The organism is Corynebacterium dentalis, assembly GCF_900232865.1.
GTDB lineage: Bacteria > Actinomycetota > Actinomycetes > Mycobacteriales > Mycobacteriaceae > Corynebacterium > Corynebacterium dentalis.
Genome location: NZ_OCTS01000003.1, coordinates 232,357 through 252,571, shown reverse-complemented (window position 1 = coordinate 252,571; position 20,215 = coordinate 232,357). Strand labels below are relative to the sequence as shown.

The window sequence follows — 20,215 nt, the reverse complement described above, 5'->3', positions numbered from 1 at the left end:
GACGCGGGTTAGGCCGCGCTCGAATATTTCGCCTCGTCCGAATGCAGCGGCTCCGTATCCAGCACCGGCTTGGCCAACTTCGCGCCGAAGTACACCAGCCACCCCACCAGGGTGAGGCCGAAGAAGTTCAGCATGCGGTAGACCAGCACCGCCGCGAAAGCGTGCACGGAAGTCATCGCCGCCAGACCCACCAGGGAGGTAGTCAGAGCCACGTCCACAGTTCCGAGCCCGCCGGGTGTGACCTGTACCTGGCCCACCAGTTTCGACGCCAAGAAGCTCAACACCACGCCCGCGATGGGTGGCTCGCCGCCGATGGCCATGATGCAGGCCAGCAGGCAGGCGATCTCTAGCGCCCAATTCATCATTGAGTAGAAAATGGCGGCCGTCAGCTTGTTCAGCGGCAACTCCACGGCGGAGAGCTGATCGGAAAAGCTCTCGATGGCCGGGGTGAAACGATCCTCCGGCTGGTTGCGCCAGCTGTTGAATGCGCGCGCCCGCGCTACCAGCCACGCCTCGACCTGTTCGGGGTGCTTGGCCACCCAGTTGGTGGCGAAAGCCAGCGCCAGCAGGCCTACCAGAGAGAGTGCGAGGGTGACAGGTTTGACGGTCAGCCCCAAGAAAAACACGCTGCCCAAGGCCAGTACGGCCATGCCGGCACCGGCCAGGGCGCCGGACAGGATCATGTACCAACTGGCGATAACCGGGGTGGCGCCCCACTTCATTTGCTCGCGAAAGATCATCGCGGCGCTCAGCGCGGGACCACCGGGGAACGAGGAGCTCCACGCGTTAGCGGCCAGGCCCAAAACGTTGACAGCTCGCCGCTTGACGTTGACTCCCGCCGTACGCAGCAGTACCACCATGACTTCGGCCTGAGCCATCATGGATAGTCCCACCAGCACAATTGCGGCCAGCACCCACCGGAAGTCCGCATCCTGCAGTTCCCGCCAACCATCGCCAATGAAGTGCAGGTGATCGCGACCAAAAAAGACGAGGGCGGCCAGGACAATCAAGACGAAGCACGCTTGAAAGCGCTTTGTCTTGACTACCTTCCGCACTGTCTGCCAATTCACTACCGGGCGCCGCCTTCGTCGTTCATCCGCTTCATCAGTTCAGAAAAAGGCACGTTGCGAGTGTGCTCCACCACGCCGCCATCACGGCGGCCAGCGGTCAGGGCCCGCTGCTGCCGCGTTGCTGCCAGCTCAGCCACGGTCAGCCGAGACTCGGAGGAAGCCAGCTGCTCGTTGTGCCCCACCTTCTCGGAGAGCTTCTTGACCCAACCAGGTGCCCACCAGTTGTCCTCGCGCAGCATGTGCATCACCGCTGGTACCAACAACATGCGGATGACCGTGGCATCCAGGATCAGCGCGATCACCATGCCGAAGGCAATGTACTTCATCATCACGATGCTGGAGAACCCGAACGCACCACACACTACGATCATGATCAGCGCCGCAGCGGTGATGATGGAACCAGTGGTGGCAGTACCAAAGCGAATGGCCTGATCTGTTGTGGCCCCGCGGGCCCGGGCCTCCACCATGCGGGAAACCAGGAACACCTCGTAGTCCGTGGATAGGCCAAACACGATGGCAACAATCAACACGAGTACAGGACTCATCAGTGGGCCTGCGGTGTAGCCAAAGAAGTCGGCGCCCATGCCGTCGACAAACAACAACGTGAGCATGCCTAACGTGGCACCCGTGCCCAAGACATTCATGATCACGGCTTTGGCAGGAATGATCAGGGAACCGAAGATCATCGCCATGAGAACGAAGCTGACCAGCACGATGTACAGCAGCATCCACGGCAGCTTCTCGAACAGCGCGTTGATGGACTCCACCTCGAGGGCTGGGGTGCCCGCGACCATCACGTTGGCGCCATCGACCTTCAGATCATGCAGGTAATCCACGATCTCGCCGTAGTCATCGCGGTCGGCGATGGATGCAGACAACACCGTGACGTTGTCCTTGGTCGCCTGGGCCACCTGGAATGGCGCAGCCAGGCCCTCCACCTGATTGGCCTGCTGGTAGACCTGGCTGACCAACGCAGGCTCGCCTTCGATGACCAGCTTCACCGGATCGGTGCGGAAGGTAGGGAAGTTCTCGTCGAAGTGCGCCTGCGCCACGCGCGTGTCATTAGCGGGAGGCAGGTAGGTCTCGTTGAGGCCACCCAGCTTGATGCCGGACAGCGGAATGGACAGAGCCAGCAGGCCCGCCACCAAGAAGAACGTCACCAGCTTGGAGTGGCGCATGGCGAAGCTCGGGATCTTGCCCCACACGCCGCTGACCACCTCAGAACGCTTGCGTGTCTGCTTCTTGATAGCCCACCGGTCAATGTTGGATCCGAGCATCGCGAAGATGCTGGGCAGCACAGCAACAGACAGAATCGCGGCCAAGCCGACCGCAGACATTGCGCCGAAGGCCACGGATTTGAGGAACGCCTGCGGGAAAATCAGCAGGCCGGACAGCGCAACCGCCACCATTAGCGCACTGAACACCACCGTCTTGCCCGCCGTGGCCGTGGTGTTGCGCACGGCCACCCGCACGTCATTGCCCTCGGCCATCTCCTCGCGGAAACGGGAGACCATGAACAGGCCGTAGTCGATCGCCAGACCCAAGCCCAGCAGCGTGACCACGGATTGGGCGAACACGTTGATCTGCGTGTACTCGGCCAAAATAGCCAGCACACCCGCCGAGCCCATGATGGACAAGATGCCCACCAGCAGCGGCATGCCGGCAGCAATCACACCGCCAAACACCAGCAGCAACAGCACACCCACCGCAGGTAGAGCCACCAGTTCGGCGCGCTTAATATCCTTCGACATTCCCTCGTCGAGGGCATCAGAGACGGCAGTCGCGCCCGCCACTTCAACGCTCACACCGTCGACAGAAATGTTGCGCAGGTCATCCTCTACCGCCCGAAAGTTGGTGAGGACGTCCTCTCCCGTTCCTGCCATCGCGATCGACGCAAACGCCGCCGTGCCATCTTCGTTAGCTAGCTGCCGCGGACCGTTATCGAAGAAGCTGGTGATGGGACCCAGATTCTCTGCATGCTTTTGTTGCACCGCGTCCAGCTGCTCCGTGACGGAGCGCTTAACCTCGTCTGTGACCGCTCCGCCAGGCTGCTCGCTGCGCACCAACAGAATGACGTCGCCGGAATCATCGCGGCCAAAGACCTCTTCCTCCACCGCCGCAGCCTGCGTGGACTGGGAGTGAGGATCGTCCCAACCCTCTTGGCTCATCCGATCGCCCAACTGGGTGCCGAAGATAGCGAAGAGCGCCACGATGGCTGCGATGATCACCAGCGGGATGACTCGGCGGAATCGGTATGCGATATCGCCCCAAGTGCTGAACATCCGTTGGGTCTCCTTATGAATAGAGGTCAATCACGTCATATTTGCGGGTGCGCGGTCACGAGGGCACGCAGCCAGGCAATTTTTTAGTCCAGCAGGGTCAGCAACGAACGGAATGGTTGCAACCACGCACCGGCTTCTGGCAGCGACTCAAGGTTCACGCGAGGTAGAGGTTCTCGGAAGACTCCCTCGATCTCCTCCAGATCCACAAAGTCTATGACTGAAGAATCTACAGCCCAAGTGGTGTGTTCTTGGAAACCAATGACCGTCACCGGTATGTCGTCTGCCAGTTGCTCCAGCAGTTCCTTGAAGTTTCGGCCGTCCGCGCTGGCAACGATCACACCGTCTAGAACGCCTTCGGCTTGGCGTCGACGAATATGGGCCACCATATCCTCATCAACGTCCGTATCTTCCTCCACCTTGGGTTTGGCAAACACCGCAAAACCCACGTTGCGCAGGGCATCCACCCATGGACGGATCACATCGGCATTACCCGGAACCACGTTGGTGAACACCGTGGCCTCAGGGATGACCGGGCTGCCGAACTCCTCCTCCATGTCCTGGGCCAGATCGATCAGCCAACGCCCCACCGCATCGAAACGCGGGCGGAAAGAGGAGGTGGGGCGATTGCCTAGAATCGAACCCAAACCCATGTCCATGTTGGGCGCGTCCCACACCAGCAGCAGGCACGGATCCTGCTGCGTGGAGGAGCCGAGACGGTGGGAAAACTCGGAATCGTGGTCATTCATCGCTTCCGCCACAGGTACTCCTTGATGACGTGATCCTTCTCCAAGCCCTTGCCCTCAAACTTGGTAATGATCTGGCGATCCGTGAGTACGGGAATATCGGATTGATCCTCCGGCCATCCCAGATACTCCAGCTGTGGCTCAACCTCGACGAGCTCGTCGATCCACTCCGCGTAGTCCGCGTGATCCGTGGCCACGTGCAAGATGCCACCCGGGCGCAAACGCTCCGCGATCAGGTGCAGCGTGCCCGTCTGGATGATGCGCCGCTTGTGGTGACGAGCCTTAGGCCACGGATCCGGGAAGAACACCCGCACTCCCGCCAGCGAGTTCGGCTCGAACATGCGATGCAGCACTTCCACGCCATCGCCGCGAACCAGGCGAATGTTGTCAATGCCTTCGCGCACGGCCGCGCCCAGCAGCTTGGCCAGGCCCGGACGATAGATCTCCACGGCCACGATATTGGTGTCCGGTTCTAGCGGCGTCATCGCCGCAGTGGACGTGCCCGTACCAGATCCGACCTCCACGATGGTGCCGCCAGGGGCCTGCCGTCCGAACCATTCGTCCAGGTCAATGACCTCATCGGAGAGCACTTTGCCACGCTGTGGCCAGTTCTCTTCCCACATGGCCTCTTGGTTATCCGTTAGCGTGCCCCGGCGGAAGCTGAAGCTGCCCAGTCGCGGATAGTCGCGACCATCGTTAAACTCAGTCTGCGGAGGGCGACCATGGGGGAGTGCGCCCGCGCTATCGGCAGACTGCATATCCGATGCGTGTACTTCTGGGGAGTTTTCGGGTTCATTCATCCCGTACATTGTTGCAGATTACGGGGACTATTAGGGGATCACATGAAGAAGATTGCGGTCATTGGGCCGGATCAACGCACGGTGCATGCCGTGGCCAGCCAACTGACGCGGTGCCGAGCCGTGGTCGGGGCTGGTCCGCAGGACGATTTAAACGGGGTAGTTGCCGTGGTGGGGGCGTGGACCCCGGAGGACCAAAAGGTGGTGGATGCCGTGTCCCAGGCCATGGGCGCGGTGATGCTTTACCGGCCGCCGCGCTCTCGCTCCGCGGAGCCGGAGGGACGGGCCTGGCAGGAGCAGCCAGGCGTGTATCACTGCGCCACCGTCGCGGACGTGCAGGAAGCCGTGGACACCATCGTCTTGAATTCTCAGCGCTGGCTGGCCGATGCGCGCCGGGCGGACCTGGAGAGGTCAGAGCGGGTGCGCGTGGCGGTGAAGTTGGAGATGAACAGGGTGGCGTCAGAAATCATTCAAGACCCACAGCTCGCCGATTCCGCCGCTGCTCACCGCACCTACACGCAACATCTGCGGGTGGCGCTGCTGCGGCAGGGAGTTGCGTGCCCCACGTTCACGGAGCCGGAATCGCGCGAGTTGGATGCAGGCCGGGAGGCGCGCGTGCAGCAGATCATTGCGCTGGTAGCGGGCCTGATTGGTGGACTGGCGCTGGGCTTTGCCATCGGGCGTGCGCTGGGGCAACCGCTGTGGGGTGTGTTGGCTGGCGTGGTTCTGGCGCTGTTCGGCGCGGTGGCTCGCGTGTGGATGGTGCAGGCTGCGGAGCGCAAGGCGCGGGCGGCGCAGCGAGCGGTCGCGCTCAAGGAGGCGTGGAATGCCCTGACTGCGGACGTGCTCGCTCGCGTGCAGATTCCTCGCGTGGCCGATGCAGTGGGTGGTCGGTGATGTTCTTTGATTTCGACGCCAACCCCTTGGCCCCGCAACTTCCCCTCGAACCGCACTCCGGACAGCCCGGGGGTGAGCACGGGCTCGTCATGGACGTGCACGGCACGGACTACCGCGTGCCCGCGATGGAAGACGAGGAATCCGCCACCTTTACCGATGAAGAGGGCATGAGCATTCTCGCGGATACCGACGGTGACGGGCGCATTGACTACGTCTCACATGTGACTTTTGACGGGCAGTGGTCCGCATGGCGGTGGAACGATCCCGCCCAACACGCGCTAGCAAATCCCCCCGAAAATGCCACGACTCGTGCCGAAACATGGCACGAGGAGAGGTGGATATGTGTTGAACGGGGGGAATGGGGCTAGGCTGTTAGGGAATGCCACAGTGTATGGGCTCACAAAGTTATTTCTTGTGCGCCTTATATAGATAATCTGGGTGTGAGAAGCAGCATCCAACCCGAGGGAGAGATTCAATGACCATCCGTGGGCTCGTGGGCGAAGCGCCAACCAACCACAAGGAAATGCTGGAGTGGATCGAGAAGAGCGTTGAGCTTTTCCAACCGGACGCTGTGCGTTTCTGTGACGGTTCTGACGAAGAGTGGAACCGGCTCGCGGAGGAGCTAGTCGAAGGCGGCACCTTGGTGAAGCTGAACGAAGAAAAGCAGCCAAACTCTTACCTCGGTCGTTCGAACCCAGCCGACGTGGCGCGCGTGGAATCCCGCACCTTCATCTGCTCCAAGAATGAAGAAGATGCTGGCCCTACCAACAACTGGGTAGAGCCAGAGAAGATGCGTGAAGAAATGCGTGAGCACTTCGCCGGTTCTATGCGTGGCCGCACCATGTACGTCGTGCCTTTCTGCATGGGACCCATCACCGATGAGGATCCCAAGCTGGGCGTGGAGATCACCGATTCCCCATACGTGGTGATGTCCATGCGCATCATGACCCGCATGGGCAAGGAAGCCCTGGACAAGATCGGCGAAAACGGCGGCTACGTCAAGGGCTGGCACTCCGTGGGCGCACCTCTGGACGAGGGCGAGCAGGACGTTCCTTGGCCATGCAACGAGACCAAGTACATCACTCACTTCCCTGAGGATCGCGAGATTTGGTCTTACGGCTCCGGCTACGGCGGTAACGCCATCCTGGCGAAGAAGTGCTACGCCCTGCGTATCGCTTCCGCCATGGCTCGTGACGAGGGATGGATGGCTGAGCACATGCTCATCCTGAAGCTGGTCTCCCCAGAGGGCAAGGCCTACTACATCTGTGCTGCTTTCCCCTCTGCGTGTGGCAAGACCAACCTCGCGATGATCCAGCCCACCATTGAGGGTTGGACCGCCGAGGTTGTGGGCGATGACATCGCGTGGCTGCGCTTCGGCGAGGACGGCCGCCTGTACGCCGTGAACCCAGAAAACGGTTTCTTCGGCGTGGCTCCAGGCACCAACTACTCCTCCAACCCGGTTGCAATGAAGACCGTGGAGCCAGGAAACACCCTGTACACCAACGTTGGCGAGACCGACGAAGGCAGCGTGTGGTGGGAAGGCCTGGAGAACCGCCCAGATCACCTCATCGACTGGTTGGGCAACGAGTGGACCCCGGATTCCGGCGAGAATGCTGCGCACCCGAACTCCCGCTACTGCGTGCCTATCGCGCAGTGCCCAACCGCAGCGGAAGAGTTCAACGATCCCAAGGGTGTTCCTGTGGATGCGATCCTGTTCGGCGGACGCCGTCCGGACACCGTGCCACTGGTGACCCAGGCTCGCGACTGGAACCACGCCACCTTCATCGGTGCCACCCTGGCTTCCGGTCAGACCGCTGCAGCTGCTGAAGCTGCTGTGGGCTCCCTGCGCCACGATCCAATGGCCATGCTGCCGTTCATCGGTTACAACGTGGGCGATTACCTGCAGCACTGGATCAACATGGGCAAGAAGGGCGGCGACAAAATGCCGGAGGTCTTCTTGGTCAACTGGTTCCGCCGTGGCGAAGACGGCCGCTTCCTGTGGCCAGGATTCGGCGAGAACTCTCGCGTGCTCAAGTGGGTCATCGACCGCATCGAGGGCAAGGTGGATGCCAACGAGACCGTGGTGGGCAACACCGCCTGCTTCGAGGATTTGGACACCGACGGCCTCACTGAGACCGAAGAGGACATTCGCGAGGCTCTGTCCGTGAACCCAGAAGAGTGGGAGCGTGACCTCGCGGATAACGAAGAGTGGCTGAAGTTCATGGGTCCAAAGGTTCCATCCGAGGTCTGGGATGAGTTCGAGGCTCTGAAGAAGCGCATTGCGGAAGTAACTCAGTAACAGCTGGTTTTCTTTCTCAAGTCGGTGTGGATCGCCTTCGGGTGATCCGCACCGGCTTTGTGCTGTGTGTGGGCAGTTGGCGTGGCGGTGGGTACCTGCGGGCAGGAACTAGACAGATCGGTATGTCTGGAATAGGGTGGCACTCCTGCGACGTTGATAAGAGTCTGCAGGAAAGAGACCCCCGAAACATCCACGAAGGACTCCCCATGCTTCTCACCGGCCTTGCGCTCGGCGCAGTCCTAGGCTTCGTCATGCAGCGTGGACGCTTCTGCGTCACCGGCATGATCCGAGACATCTTTACCCAAAAAACTTGGCGTGGCTTCAATGCCCTGCTCATCGTCATCGCCGTGCATGCGGTGGGCTTGGCGGTTCTGAGTAGTGCCGGTGTCATCGATGCGCAAGCAGATACGTTTGCGCCGCTGGCCGTGGTGATCGGCGGTGTGATTTTTGGCATGGGCATCATCCTGGCGGGCGGTTGCGCATCGGGTACGTGGTACCGCTCCGGTGAAGGCTTGGTGGGTAGCTGGATCGCCCTGTTCATGTACGGCGTGTCCGCAGCAGCTATGAAGTCCGGAGTGCTCACCGGATTCTCCGACGCAATGAAGTCTTGGAGTTTTGAGGCGACCTCGGTGCAAGCAAGCCTGGGCATTTCGGTGTGGTGGCTCGCCATCCCATTTGCGGCGCTGGTCGCAGGCTTGACCGCGTACTTCCTCAAGCAGGAAAAGGCTCGTCCACAAATGGCCCAGCTCGCGCCGAAGAAGCAGGGTCTTGCACACCTGTTGGCCGAAAAGCCGTGGCACTTCTACTCCACCGCGCTGATCGTGGGCCTGCTGGGCGTTATCGCCTGGCCGTTGTCCGCCGCCACTGGTCGTGACAGTGGCTTGGGCATCACCACTCCTACCTCGGATACATTGCGCTTCCTCGTCTCCGGTGACAGCGAGCGCTTGAATTGGGGCACGTTGTTGGTGCTCGGCCTGCTGGCGGGCTCCTTCGTGGCAGCAAAGGTTTCCGGCGAGTTCCGCGTGCGCGTGCCGGATGCCACTCAGTCCGTGCGCTCCGTCTTCGGCGGTCTGATGATGGGTGTGGGCGCTTCCCTGGCCGGTGGCTGCACCGTGGGCAACGGAATGGTGCAAACTTCGCTGTTTGGCTACCAGGGCTGGGTTGCGCTCGCATTCATTGCTGTTGGTGTGTGGCTGGGTGCCAAGTTGTGGCTCAAGCCAGCAGAGTTTGCGGTGGCGGGCTCTGAGCCTGAGCTTGATGATGCCGATCCACGTGGAAGCAGCAAGGTCACGGTTGATTTCTCCCGCGCTCCGCAGGGCATCCTCGACGGTGGTTCCGGTGTTCTTACCGCGCAGGGTCCTGTGGTTGCTGTTAATTCTTCTTCGTCCGACGCCACACTCGCCTCCGGTCTACGTGTTATCGAACCGGGTCGCTACGCCCTCGATACGCTCGGCGCGGTGTGCCCATTTCCGCTGATCGAGGCCAAGGATGCGATGAGGCATTTGGACTCCGGCGAGGAGCTGGTCATCGATTTCGATTGCACCCAGGCCACAGATGCCATCCCTCGATGGGCCGCTGTAGATGGTCATGAAGTCACGAACTTCGAGGCCACGGGGGATGCTGGCTGGACTATCTCGGTGAAGAAGGGCTAGTGGTTTTAGGCCCTAGCCTTCTTCAGTCTGGTTCTTCTGGTGCTTACGTTCCATCTTGGCGTACGCCTCGTAGGTTTCGCGGGCGCGTTGCTCGCGCTCTGCGCGCTGTTCGGGGGACTCGTGACGTCGTTTATAAGAACGGCGAACCAAGAAGAACACGGCGACCACGATGATAAGAATCAGAACCACATAAATCACAGTGGAATACTGATCCATGAAATCCGTGACCTGGTGCCAGTTGGCGCCCAGGCTCACGCCCAACCAAATCAGCAGTGCGTTCCATAGCGCGGAACCCGCTGTGGTCCACAGTAGGAATTTGCCCATCGGCATCCGATCCACACCCGCGGGAATGGAAATCAAACTGCGTACGCCGGGGATCAGACGTCCGGTGAATACGGAAAAAGAACCGAACTTGTCGAACCAGAGGATCGCCTTGTCCACATCTTCGCCCTCGGTGAGGGGCATTTTTTCCGCGATGGCTCGCAACCTGTGGGCGCCCACGGCCGCGCCCAGCCAGTAGAGGATCAAAGCGCCGACAACCGAACCAACGGTGGCCCAAATAAAGGCTGCAATGGCATTGAGATCACCTTGGGTTGAGGTGAAGCCAGCCAGCGGTAGGACTAGCTCAGAGGGGATGGGAGGAAACACCGTCTCCAGGAAGATGGCTAGGCCCACTCCCGGGGCTCCGAGCAACTCCATCAGATGTACAACCCAGTTGACGATATTGTCGAACAAACTTAAAACCCTCTGTCTACTTAATTCGCGTTCACGGCAGTAGCCCCCATATTAGGGCAACATGCTTTTCGAAAAGTAACCAGAGGGTCCGAGCGGGGGATCTGTGCGGAAGTTGTGCGGTTAGTGGCAGACAGTGCCGGGGGATGGGGTGGTCTCGCCAGATGGGCGTTCCAGCTCCCACTTGGTCAGCGCCGGTGGTGTCCAGCACCTGCTGGCTGAACTCCGATTCGCCCTCGGCGCTAGCGTTGATGTCCGTCACTTCACCAAGGAACGGCACCATGCCCTGGGCACTGCCTCCGCCCTTGCCGCAGGTCTCGCCCCAGGTGCAATAGCCTTCCGCCTTGAGCTGCTTGTCTAGAGCCACTAAAGCTCCGATGTTTTCGATGGTGCCGTGGAGGAACACCACGGGACGTGGGTGTTCTGGTGCGGGGTGGCAGGTGGGATCGTTCATGACCTTCGACGCCGCCCTCGTGCCATCCAGCGATCCGATGGATCCTTCGGCCGAGCCGTCTGCTGCGGAGCCGGACAGGGATCCGGACGAAGCTGAAGAATCTGCCTGGGTTGGGTTGTCGGCCGGAGTGTCCGTCTGCGCGGCAGCGGTTCCGAAGGTGCTGAGGCCGAGTGAGGTTGCCAAGATCATGGCGGATGCCATGCGGGACATGCCCTTGTGAGGCTTGCGTGGTGTGATCATAGATGGGTCATAAGCACTGTTCAGGGCGCATTTCTCTCCGAGCGTTACTGAGAATTCACCCCTGAAAGCTGAGAAAACCCCACCGGCAACAATCTGAAAATATTCAGACGTGCTGGTGGGGAATTCTGGTTCCTGAGAGTGGCCTGCCACCCCCGTATCCTCTGGTTAAGAGGAGAAGAGAGTGTGCGGGACCTAGTTCTTCAGGGAAGCAGGAGGGTTGAAGCGCTCGCCGTACTTGGCTGCCAGCTCCTCGGCGCGAGCCACGAAGCCCTCGATGCCGGTGGTTGGGTAATCGCCACCATCGGCCACTGCAACCTTGCCCTCAGGCAGCGCAGCCTCGGCAGGGCGGTCGTAGTTCTTGATGTACTGGCGGGTACCGCCGGTCCACGCTGGGAAACCAATGCCCATGATGGAGCCGATGTTGGCATCCGCATCGGACATCAGAACGCCTTCGTCGACAACCTTCTGGGTTTCCAGAGCCTCGGAGAACAGCATGCGCTCGATCAGGTCGATCAGCACTGGGCCGTCGCCGTGTGCGGTCTCTAGGCCGGTGCCGGATACGGCAGTCTCGGCGTCGGGAACAGAAACGGAACCCGCACCCAACTTGTCCCACAGACCGCGCCACAGACCTGCACGGCGGCCGTCCTCGTTGTACTCGTAGAAGCCCTTGCCCTCGAGCTTGCCTGGGCGGTCGTACTCGTCCAGCATCTTGTCCACGATCGCGGTCACTCCACCATCGTCGACGGTCTCGCCAGCAGCTTCCTGAGCAGCCTTGGTCTCCGCACCGATCTTGCGGGCCAGCTTCAGGTTCAGCTCGTCCTGCAGCTGCAGTGGAGGAGCAGGGTAGCCAGCCTGGCGGCCAGCAGCCTCGATCACGGCAGGATCCACGCCCTCGGCCAGCATGCGCATAGCCTCGTTGAGGAAGAAGCCAATCACGCGGGAGGTGTAGAAACCGCGGGAATCGTTGACCACAATCGGGGTCTTGCGGATCTGCTTAGTGAAGTCCAAAGCAGCTGCCAGGGTCTCATCGTTGGTCTGCTCGCCGCGGATGATCTCCACCAGAGGCATCTTGTCCACAGGGGAGAAGAAGTGGATACCGATGAACTCCTTCGGGCGGGAAACGCCCTCGGCCAGCTCGGTGATCGGCAGGGTGGAGGTGTTGGAGCCCAGCACGCAATCGCTAGGAACAGCAGCCTCGATCTCCGCCCAGACCTTGTGCTTGAGCTCGGTGTTCTCGAAGACAGCCTCGATGACGATGTCGCAATCGGACAGGTCAGAGTAGTCGGTGGAAGGCTTGATGCGATCCAGCAGAGCCTTGGACTTCTCTTCGGTGGTCTTGCCACGGGACAAGGCCTTTTCCTCCAGCTTGACGGAGTAATCCTTGCCCTTGTCAGCAGCTTCCTGCTTGATGTCCTTGAGGACAACCTCCATGCCGGACTTTGCCGCCACATAAGCAATGGCAGCGCCCATCATGCCGGCGCCCACCATGCCCAGCTTCTTGAACTGCTTCTTTTCCACGTCCTTCGGACGGGAGCCTCCACCGTTGCAGTACTGCAGGTCAAAGAAGAATGCCTGCATCATGTTCTTGGAGGTGGAGCCGGTGATCAGGTCCACGAAGTAACGAGTCTCCACCGCGGTGGCTTCCTCGATGTTCTTCAGCTGGGCACCTTCCACAGCAGCCTTGAGGATGGCCTTTGGCGCTGGCATGGGAGCGCCCTTGATCTGCTTGGTGATGGTGGCTGGGAAGCTGGGCAGAATGGCTGCCAGCGCTGGAGTGGTAGGGGTACCACCGGGGATCTTGTATCCCTTGACGTCCCATGGCTGTGCAGCTTCTGGGTTTTCCTGGATCCACTTCTTGGCTGCATCCAGCAGCCCGTCTGCGGAGACCACGTCGTCGATAAGACCGGTCTTCTGCGCATCGGCAGCACCGAACTGGCGGCCGGTGGTCAGGACCTTCATCAGGGCTTCCTGCAGGCCGAGCATGCGAACCACGCGGGTCACGCCGCCGCCACCTGGTAGCAGGCCGAGGGTGACCTCTGGCAGGCCGATCTTGATGCCCCTGGCATCGGAGGCGATGCGGTGGTGGGTCGCCAGGGCGATCTCCAAGCCGCCGCCCAGGGCAGCGCCGTTGATCGCTGCCACGACAGGCACGCCGATGGTCTCCAGCGCGCGCATGGTGGCCTTGCTGTCATTGAGCTGCTTGGTGAGCTCTTCGGCGTCCGCTGGGGTGGACTTGATCATGTTCTTGATGTCGCCGCCAGCAAAGAAGGTGGACTTGGCAGAGGTCAGGATGATGCCCTTGATCTCTCCGGACTCCACTCCAGCCTTGGCCTTGTCCACGATTTCCGGGAAGTCCTGGAAGAACGTCTGGTTCATCGTGTTGACCGGCTGGTTGGGGTCATCCATGGTCAGGGTGAGGATGCCGTCTCCGTCAATCTCCCACTTGAACATGTTCTCGCTCATTGTTTCTCCTGTGATGTTTCGTGCTTGTCTCGAAAGAAAAGGGGAGTGTGCGCTTAGACGCGCTCGATGATGGTGGCCACGCCCATGCCGGCTGCGACGCAGAGGGTGATCAGGGCGTAGCGGCCGCCGGTGCGGTGCAGCTCATCCACGGCGGTGCTGGTGATGATCGCGCCGGTAGCGCCAAGTGGGTGGCCCATGGCGATGGCGCCGCCGGAAATGTTCAGCTTCTCGTCGGGGATGTTCAGCTCGCGCTGTGCGCGCAGAACCACGGAGGAGAATGCCTCGTTGATCTCCCAGACATCGATGTCTTCTGGCTTCAATCCGGCCTTGGCCAGTGCGGCGCGAGAGGCTGGGGCTGGAGCGGTGAGCATAATGGTGGGTTCCACGCCGTAGGTGGCAACGGAGACCACGCGAGCGCGAGGCTCGAGGCCGAAGTCCTGGCCAGCCTTTTCGGAGCCGATGGCCAGCAGGGCTGCGCCGTCGACGATGCCGGAGGAGTTACCAGCGTGGTGCAGGTGGTCGATCTGCTCGATCTGTGGGTACTTGGTCTGGCCGACTGCGTCGAAGCCACCCTGCTCGCCGATGGTGGCGAAGGCGGGGCGTAGGCCGGACAGGGATTCGACTGTGGTGCCAGGGCGGACGGTCTCGTCGCGGTCCAGCAGGGTCACGCCGTTGATGTCCTTTACGGGAACCACGGTGCGGTCGAAGCGACCTTCCTGCCATGCCTGAGCGGCGCGCTCGTGGGAACGTGCGGCGTAGGCGTCCAGGTCATCGCGGGTCTTGCCATCCAGCGTGGCGATGATGTCTGCGGAGATGCCCTGCGGGATGAAATCGTTGTAGAAGTTGGAAGCTGGGTCGAGTGCCAGTGCGCCACCGTCAGATCCCATTGGCACGCGGGACATGGACTCCACGCCGCCGGCGAAGACCATGTCATCCCAACCGGAGCGGATTTTCTGCGCCGCGAGGTTCACGGCGGTCAGACCGGATGCACAGTAGCGGTTGATCTGCAGGCCGGTGGCCGAGTACGGAAGGCCAGCGTTGAGGGCGGCGGTGCGGGCGATATCCATGCCCTGGTCGCCGACGGGGGTTACACAGCCAGCGATGATATCGCTGATGCGGGTGGGATCAATGCCTGGGTTGCGCTCGATGAGCGCTTCGATCAGTCCACTGAGCAGGTCGACTGGCTTTACCGTGTGGAGGGAGCCGCCTGGCTTGCCCTTGCCACGTGGGGTGCGCACTGCGTCGTAGATGAAGGCCTCTGGGGCGCCAGTGTTACTGGTCATGACGTTCCTTAGGTTCCAATCGTCGGAGGTTGGGAGCCTGTGTTTGGGTGGTTGAGGTCCGTCTTTGTGTATCGACGTTTCTTATTGACGCCACTTCGGGCATCTCAGCGTGTCTCACACCCTTGCACGGGCATCCTTGTGTCATGGATCACTGTACCGAACAATGCTGAAAATAGTTGTATCTTAATCAGCTTACGTACCCCCACGTGTCGCCTTCGGGCGTCGGGTGCCCACGGTAACGCGCACTAGTTCTTGCGGAACACTAGAACCAAGTTAGAAACAGCAAACTCCCGCAACCCCGGAACGTGAACCATCCACCACGCCCACCACGGGTGATAGCGCGGGAACGCGGCCAGTAGTTCCACATCGTCCGCCGCAGCCCGCTTCCCGGCCGTGACGTCCTCCGCGTAGCGCAGCCCCTCGCCGCAGCCCACGTCGAACAGGCTCTCGCCCCACCGGTTCTTCGGCTCCTTTCCGTGCTTCTTCTTATAGCGCCGAGCCGCAAATTCACCGCCCACGTAGTGCTGCCACAACCCAGTCTCGTGGCCGCCGAATGGGCCCAGCCACACGGTGTAGCTGTAAATCACTACGCCGCCGGGCTTGGTCACCCGCAGCATCTCGTCCGCCATGCGCCACGGGTCCGGAACATGCTCGGACACATTGGAGCTATAGGTGACATCGAAGGAGTTGGATCGAAAAGGCAGATCCAGGCCGGACCCCCGGACGGAGGATTGCAGTTGGATACCCGCGGCAGACATTTCTCCCACGTCGGGTTCGCAGGTGATGTATTCCGCCCCAGCGTCGGAAAATGCCACCCCGAAGTACCCCGGTCCACCGCCCACGTCGAGGATCCGGGTTCCCCGCAGGGTGGCATGACCAGCGGGATCGGCACCTTGCCACAGTGCGGAGATCAGCTCGACTGTGTCGCGCGCCAGCAGTCCGTAGAACTTGCCCGGGGCTGTCTGCTCGAAGCGGAAGGCGCCCAGCAAGCCCAGCGCGCGCGTGAGGGTGGCGCGCTTTCTCCAGGTGCGCAGTGCCGTGGGGGTCAACCATTCCGGCAAGTTTTTTCTCATTGTGGGCAATCCTCCAGCGCAACGTCGGTTTAGCGGTAAGGTACTACACATCATGAAAGTAGTACTTCTTTGCTGGCGAGACACCGATCACCCCGAGGGTGGAGGCAGCGAGACGTACCTCGAGCGCGTGGCGCAGTACCTGGCTGATCAGGGCCATGAAGTGGTCTTTCGTACCGCGATGTACCCGGGGGCGCAGCGGTGGGAGATGAAGGGCCAGCCCAATGGCCCCACCGTGCTGTTTTCCCGCGGTGGCGGCAACCTGACGGTGTACCCTCGCGCCTGGCTGGCACTGCTCGGCGCGCGTTTCGGCATCGGCCCGCTGAAGGATTTCCGCGATGCAGATGTGGTGGTGGACACGCAGAACGGGGTGCCGTTTTTCGCCTCGATCTTCGCGGCCGCGCCCACGGTGGTGCTGACCCATCATTGCCACCGCGAGCAGTGGTCTGTGGCTGGGCCATTCCTGTCCCGCTTGGGCTGGTTCATCGAGTCGCGAATCTCCCCGTGGGTACACCGCGCGTCCCGCTGGGTCACGGTGAGCGCGCCGTCCGCCGACGAACTCGTTGAACTGGGCGTTCCTGCTGGCCAGTTGGATATTGTGCGCAACGGAGTGGATCCCGTTCCCCATGTTCCTTTTTTGCCCGACGCCAACAAAGACACCGTCCACCTCGTGACCCTGTCCCGCCTGGTGCCACACAAGCAGCTGGAGCACGCCATGAACGCTGTGGCGGGTTTGCGCAACCGTCACCCGAACATCCGCTTGGACATTATCGGCGATGGCTGGTGGGCAAAGAATCTGCGCGAATACGCCCGCGAGCTGGGCATGGAGGGCTTGGTTCGCTTCCATGGACACGTGTCCGAGGAGATGAAGCACCGGATCTTGGAGCACGCTGACCTGCACGTGATGCCCTCCCGCAAGGAAGGCTGGGGCCTGGCTGTGGTGGAGGCCGCGCAGCATGCGGTGCCGACAGTGGGATATAGCTCGTCAGCTGGCCTGCGGGATTCCGTAGTGGATGGAACCACTGGATTGCTGGCCGGCAGCGAGGGCGGTTTCATCAACGCGGTGGAGTGGATGATGGATCATCCGGAACAGCGCGTGGAGATGGGCCGAGCAGCGCAGGAACGAGCTGCGCAGTTTAGCTGGGAGGCTACTGGTCAGGCGTGGGAGCGAATTCTTTTCGACGCCACAGCACAATCTGCCACACGCTCAAGCACAGGCCGAGGCCAAAAATAAACCAGTAAAGTCCCACGCCGAGGAAGATCGGCAGGGAAGAGTTTTCGTGGGCGTGGGGCGTGGCATCCGCGATGTGGTAGAGCTCGTAGCGGTCTGACTTCACCACCACCTGGTGCTGAGCCAACAGCTGATCCATTGCGCTGGTGTCCGTGCCGTTTGCGATGGAATCGCGGTCCACGAGGACCCAACCCACGCTGTTTTCCGCGAGGTGATCCTCGCCGTTCATCGTGTCCTGCAGCAGGGCGATGGCTGTAGGGTCGCCGTCCACGAGTTTGTCGTCGACGATAAGGAAACCTGGATCGATGGGGTTGCCTGGGAGCAGCTTGAGGGCGGGGTCCACGACGGGTCGTCCATCCTGCACGCGGTAGTTGCCCGGCGGCAGTAAAAGGGTGGAGGAGTGCGTGGGTTGGGATACTGCGTTGACGATCTGTGTCCACTCCGGGGCCAGGCGCTGAGCTTTCAGCGGGGACATCTCCGCAGGCAAGGCAGGCACGGTGAGCACAATGAGTATGCCCGTGGCGGAGGAAACCAGCCAGCGCCCTGAATTCAGCCACCCGGCGATCACTTGCACCGCGCGTGCCAGCAGTAGCGTCATCCCCGGGACGGCCAATGCCACGAACTTCTGGGAATCCCGCAACAGTCCAGCTCCCGGCATGCTGTCCATCAGCAGTCCCATCACTGAGACCCCGGCGGACGTGGACAGGAGAAACGGCACAACAATCGCCAACGCCGCCACCACCAGCACTCCACTATGCCTCCGAATAATCTCCCGCGCGCCCCATGCGCCCATTACCATAAGCGCACACAGCAACACCCCAATGGCCGCGGACCAGCCAGTCCGGGAATCCGGGACCGCCTCCGAGTTCCATATCCCCCCCAACCCCATCAGCGCACCCAACGTGCCCACTCCGGATTCCGCACGCGCGGCAAAGGCTGCAGCGGAGGAGGAATCGGCACTGACGTCGGACCCATTAAACACAGTGACTAACAACCAGGGCGCAGCGAGGAACAACTGCGCGCCCGCGACCAACCAGCTGCGGGCGCACGCCAGCGCGATGACCCCGCCCAACATCCATCCGGTGGGGGTAAACGCCGCGATGCCTAAGAAGAACAGCATGGGGCCGCGCTGCTTAAACGTGCTGGTATAGGCAATGGCGGGCAGTAGCCACATGGCCACCACGATGCTCCACTGGCCTTGGAGCATGCGCTCGATCGTGAAGGGATTCCACACTAGCAATAGGGAGGCGACCATCTGCACCGGCAGGCTCGCGCCCACCGTGCGGCGGACCCACCATGCGGTGTAGACCATGCCCGCCATGGCGCAGAACAACACCATGGCGGCCACAATCCACACCGTGGACAGCGGCGGCAGGAATACGGACAGGAGGGTGTCCTGCGGGATGGCGCGGGGAGCGCTGGAGGAGAGGCCCTCGTTGAGGTCATTCAGGGGCATGCGCGCCGGGATCATCATGTCCCGCACCATGAATGCGTAGCCGGAGCTAGGGGTGGCGAAGGCCAGCCAGAACGGCCACAGTGTCGCCGCGGAGACCAACAGCACCCAGAGGGGAAGAACCGCTTTGGTGGCGCGGGCTGAACGCAGCGAGGTCAAAGGCACGGATTCATCCTAATGGCAGGGCAGACAAATACGAGACCCCGCTACCACGTTGGCTGACGAGCGAAAGCTGTCATGGAGGTCAGGACCACGGCGGTCTTGAGCTCGAGAGTGCGTGGGAGCGGGGTCTCGCGGAGTAAAGCGGTGAAGCTCAGTAACTACTAGGAACGACGGTGCAGGATGAAGCCGAGCACCAGGAAGATGATGCCGACGATCGCCAGGATCCAAGGCACTACGGTGCCCATGGTCTGCATGCGATCCAGGCCGTCCTTAGCCTTGGCCATCTGTGCATCCATGGATGCCTGATCCCACTTGCCAGGGAAGTAGGTAGCGGTGCGTTCAGGGTTAGCGATCTCTTCTTCGCGGTTTTCTGGTTGAGCGATCTCGTCTGCTTCTTCCTGATCCTGCGCGTAGAACTGCCAGATTTCCTCGCTACCCTTGACGATCACGCCGGTGTCCGGCTGGACCCAGATGTCGCGGTTCACGGTGTAGAAGCGAGACATCTCCACGTCTGGCAGAGCATCTTCATCGTCCTCGCTTTCCTTTTTGGAGGCAGCACCTTCGTGGATCTCGTCGCGCTCCAGACCCCACTGCTCAGCAGGGAACTTCAAGCGGAGGGAGGACAGGGAGTTCTTGTCAACTTCGGAGAGCTCGCCGTCTGCTTCCAGCATCTGACGAACGTTAGGGTACAGCTCGGTTGGCTCCACGGTCTGCTGGAAGTGGTAGACCTTTTCGCCGTCCTGCTCAACTTCTTCCACGAAGTCGATGTCCTTGGCCTGCAGCACCTGGTAGTCGAAGTATGGGTAGGACTTGCGGTCCGTGCCCATGGGGAACTGGTACTGGATGCCGGAGCGTACGAATGGCTCGTTGGCACTGGTGAAGTCCTCGCTTGGCTCAGCCGCCTGCTCCGGAGCAGCGTTGGATGGCTGGATATCGATGGTGGAGACGGGTTCGTCCACCGGCATCTGAGTTTCGCGATCCAGGGTGATGCGCTCGATAGTTGCGTTCAGCAGGTTGCGAGGCTCGTCGCGGTCCGTGCGGAACAGTGTAGTACCTACCTCGAGAGTCACCTCCTCCTTGTTGGAAGGCTCCTGACCCACGGTGAAGCGCTGGGACTTCAGTGGAGTGCTCGTGCCGATGAAGCAGCTGAACTGAGGGGTCTTGCCGCGGCATTCTGGCTTGTTGGCGTGCTCAGGCAGTGGCTTGTTCTGGCCGAGCGCTGCCGAGTCCAGCAGGTTGGATTCCACCTCATTGGTACCGGTGGTGGACACCAGGTTCAGCGGGAGAACCCTACCCTTTGGAACTACGTAGGTGGGCAATGCGATGGCCAGTACTAGCGCTGCAGCACCCAGTACGATCAACACATAGGAGAGAATTTTCTTCATAC

The 20,215-nt window shown here is 61.3% G+C and carries 16 protein-coding genes; 5 read left to right on the top strand and 11 right to left on the bottom strand.

Annotated elements, in window-relative coordinates; all coding sequences use genetic code 11:
- Nucleotides 1-8 precede the first annotated feature (8 nt).
- From CS919_RS04190 to trmB, 4 genes are all read right to left on the bottom strand, one after another.
- Nucleotides 9-1,070, bottom strand: a complete 1,062-nt coding sequence (locus CS919_RS04190) for a lysylphosphatidylglycerol synthase transmembrane domain-containing protein (RefSeq protein ID WP_234990799.1) — start codon at nucleotides 1,068-1,070, stop codon at nucleotides 9-11.
- Nucleotides 1,070-3,352, bottom strand: coding sequence for an MMPL family transporter (locus CS919_RS04185; protein WP_099298230.1), 2,283 nt, complete (start codon nucleotides 3,350-3,352; stop codon nucleotides 1,070-1,072). Before CS919_RS04185 ends, CS919_RS04190 begins: the two co-directional genes overlap by 1 nt.
- A gap of 83 nt (nucleotides 3,353-3,435) precedes the next feature.
- Nucleotides 3,436-4,098 carry an NYN domain-containing protein gene (locus CS919_RS04180; protein WP_099298299.1) on the bottom strand — a complete coding sequence of 221 codons (663 nt, stop codon included), beginning with the start codon at nucleotides 4,096-4,098 and terminating at the stop codon, nucleotides 3,436-3,438.
- A complete protein-coding gene (gene trmB / locus CS919_RS04175) occupies nucleotides 4,095-4,904 on the bottom strand; it encodes a tRNA (guanosine(46)-N7)-methyltransferase TrmB (RefSeq protein ID WP_099298229.1) in 810 nt (269 codons plus the stop codon). The genes CS919_RS04180 and trmB overlap by 4 nt, the downstream gene beginning before the upstream one ends.
- Nucleotides 4,905-4,937: 33 nt before the next feature.
- On the opposite strand from trmB, the gene CS919_RS04170 reads away from it, so the two are divergent.
- From CS919_RS04170 to CS919_RS04155, 4 genes are all read left to right on the top strand, one after another.
- Entirely contained in the window at nucleotides 4,938-5,789 is an 852-nt protein-coding gene (locus CS919_RS04170) for an AtpZ/AtpI family protein (protein WP_099298228.1), read from the top strand.
- Nucleotides 5,789-6,157: a DUF6802 family protein gene (locus CS919_RS04165; protein WP_099298227.1), complete on the top strand. Its 369-nt coding sequence runs from the start codon at nucleotides 5,789-5,791 to the stop codon at nucleotides 6,155-6,157. Before CS919_RS04170 ends, CS919_RS04165 begins: the two co-directional genes overlap by 1 nt.
- Before the next feature lie 107 nt (nucleotides 6,158-6,264).
- Nucleotides 6,265-8,088: a phosphoenolpyruvate carboxykinase (GTP) gene (locus CS919_RS04160; RefSeq protein WP_099298226.1), complete on the top strand. Its 1,824-nt coding sequence runs from the start codon at nucleotides 6,265-6,267 to the stop codon at nucleotides 8,086-8,088.
- Between the two features lie 206 nt (nucleotides 8,089-8,294).
- A complete protein-coding gene (locus CS919_RS04155; RefSeq protein WP_099298225.1) occupies nucleotides 8,295-9,740 on the top strand; it encodes a YeeE/YedE thiosulfate transporter family protein in 1,446 nt (481 codons plus the stop codon).
- Nucleotides 9,741-9,752: 12 nt separating this feature from the next.
- Here the strand turns inward: CS919_RS04155 and CS919_RS04150 are convergent, their stop codons facing one another.
- From CS919_RS04150 to CS919_RS04130, 5 genes are all read right to left on the bottom strand, one after another.
- Entirely contained in the window at nucleotides 9,753-10,475 is a 723-nt protein-coding gene (locus CS919_RS04150) for a DedA family protein (RefSeq protein ID WP_306345841.1), read from the bottom strand.
- Between the two features lie 31 nt (nucleotides 10,476-10,506).
- Nucleotides 10,507-11,166 carry a lipase family protein gene (locus CS919_RS04145; RefSeq protein WP_099298224.1) on the bottom strand — a complete coding sequence of 220 codons (660 nt, stop codon included), beginning with the start codon at nucleotides 11,164-11,166 and terminating at the stop codon, nucleotides 10,507-10,509.
- A 192-nt stretch (nucleotides 11,167-11,358) separates the two neighbouring features.
- Complete coding sequence (locus CS919_RS04140; protein WP_099298223.1) at nucleotides 11,359-13,629, bottom strand: 3-hydroxyacyl-CoA dehydrogenase NAD-binding domain-containing protein; 2,271 nt, start codon at nucleotides 13,627-13,629, stop codon at nucleotides 11,359-11,361.
- Between the two features lie 53 nt (nucleotides 13,630-13,682).
- Nucleotides 13,683-14,912: an acetyl-CoA C-acetyltransferase gene (locus tag CS919_RS04135; RefSeq protein ID WP_099298222.1), complete on the bottom strand. Its 1,230-nt coding sequence runs from the start codon at nucleotides 14,910-14,912 to the stop codon at nucleotides 13,683-13,685.
- Between the two features lie 245 nt (nucleotides 14,913-15,157).
- Nucleotides 15,158-15,985: a class I SAM-dependent methyltransferase gene (locus tag CS919_RS04130; RefSeq protein WP_099298221.1), complete on the bottom strand. Its 828-nt coding sequence runs from the start codon at nucleotides 15,983-15,985 to the stop codon at nucleotides 15,158-15,160.
- A gap of 52 nt (nucleotides 15,986-16,037) precedes the next feature.
- Between CS919_RS04130 and CS919_RS04125 the strand changes: the two genes are divergently transcribed.
- Nucleotides 16,038-17,216, top strand: a complete 1,179-nt coding sequence (locus CS919_RS04125; RefSeq protein ID WP_099298220.1) for a glycosyltransferase family 4 protein — start codon at nucleotides 16,038-16,040, stop codon at nucleotides 17,214-17,216.
- Here CS919_RS04125 and CS919_RS04120 read toward each other — a convergent pair.
- Nucleotides 17,131-18,831, bottom strand: coding sequence for an MmpA family trehalose lipid delivery protein (locus CS919_RS04120; protein WP_099298219.1), 1,701 nt, complete (start codon nucleotides 18,829-18,831; stop codon nucleotides 17,131-17,133). The genes CS919_RS04125 and CS919_RS04120 overlap by 86 nt on opposite strands.
- Before the next feature lie 158 nt (nucleotides 18,832-18,989).
- Nucleotides 18,990-20,213: a cell envelope lipid trafficking protein PgfA gene (gene pgfA, locus CS919_RS04115; RefSeq protein ID WP_099298218.1), complete on the bottom strand. Its 1,224-nt coding sequence runs from the start codon at nucleotides 20,211-20,213 to the stop codon at nucleotides 18,990-18,992.
- Between the last annotated feature and the right edge of the window lie 2 nt (nucleotides 20,214-20,215).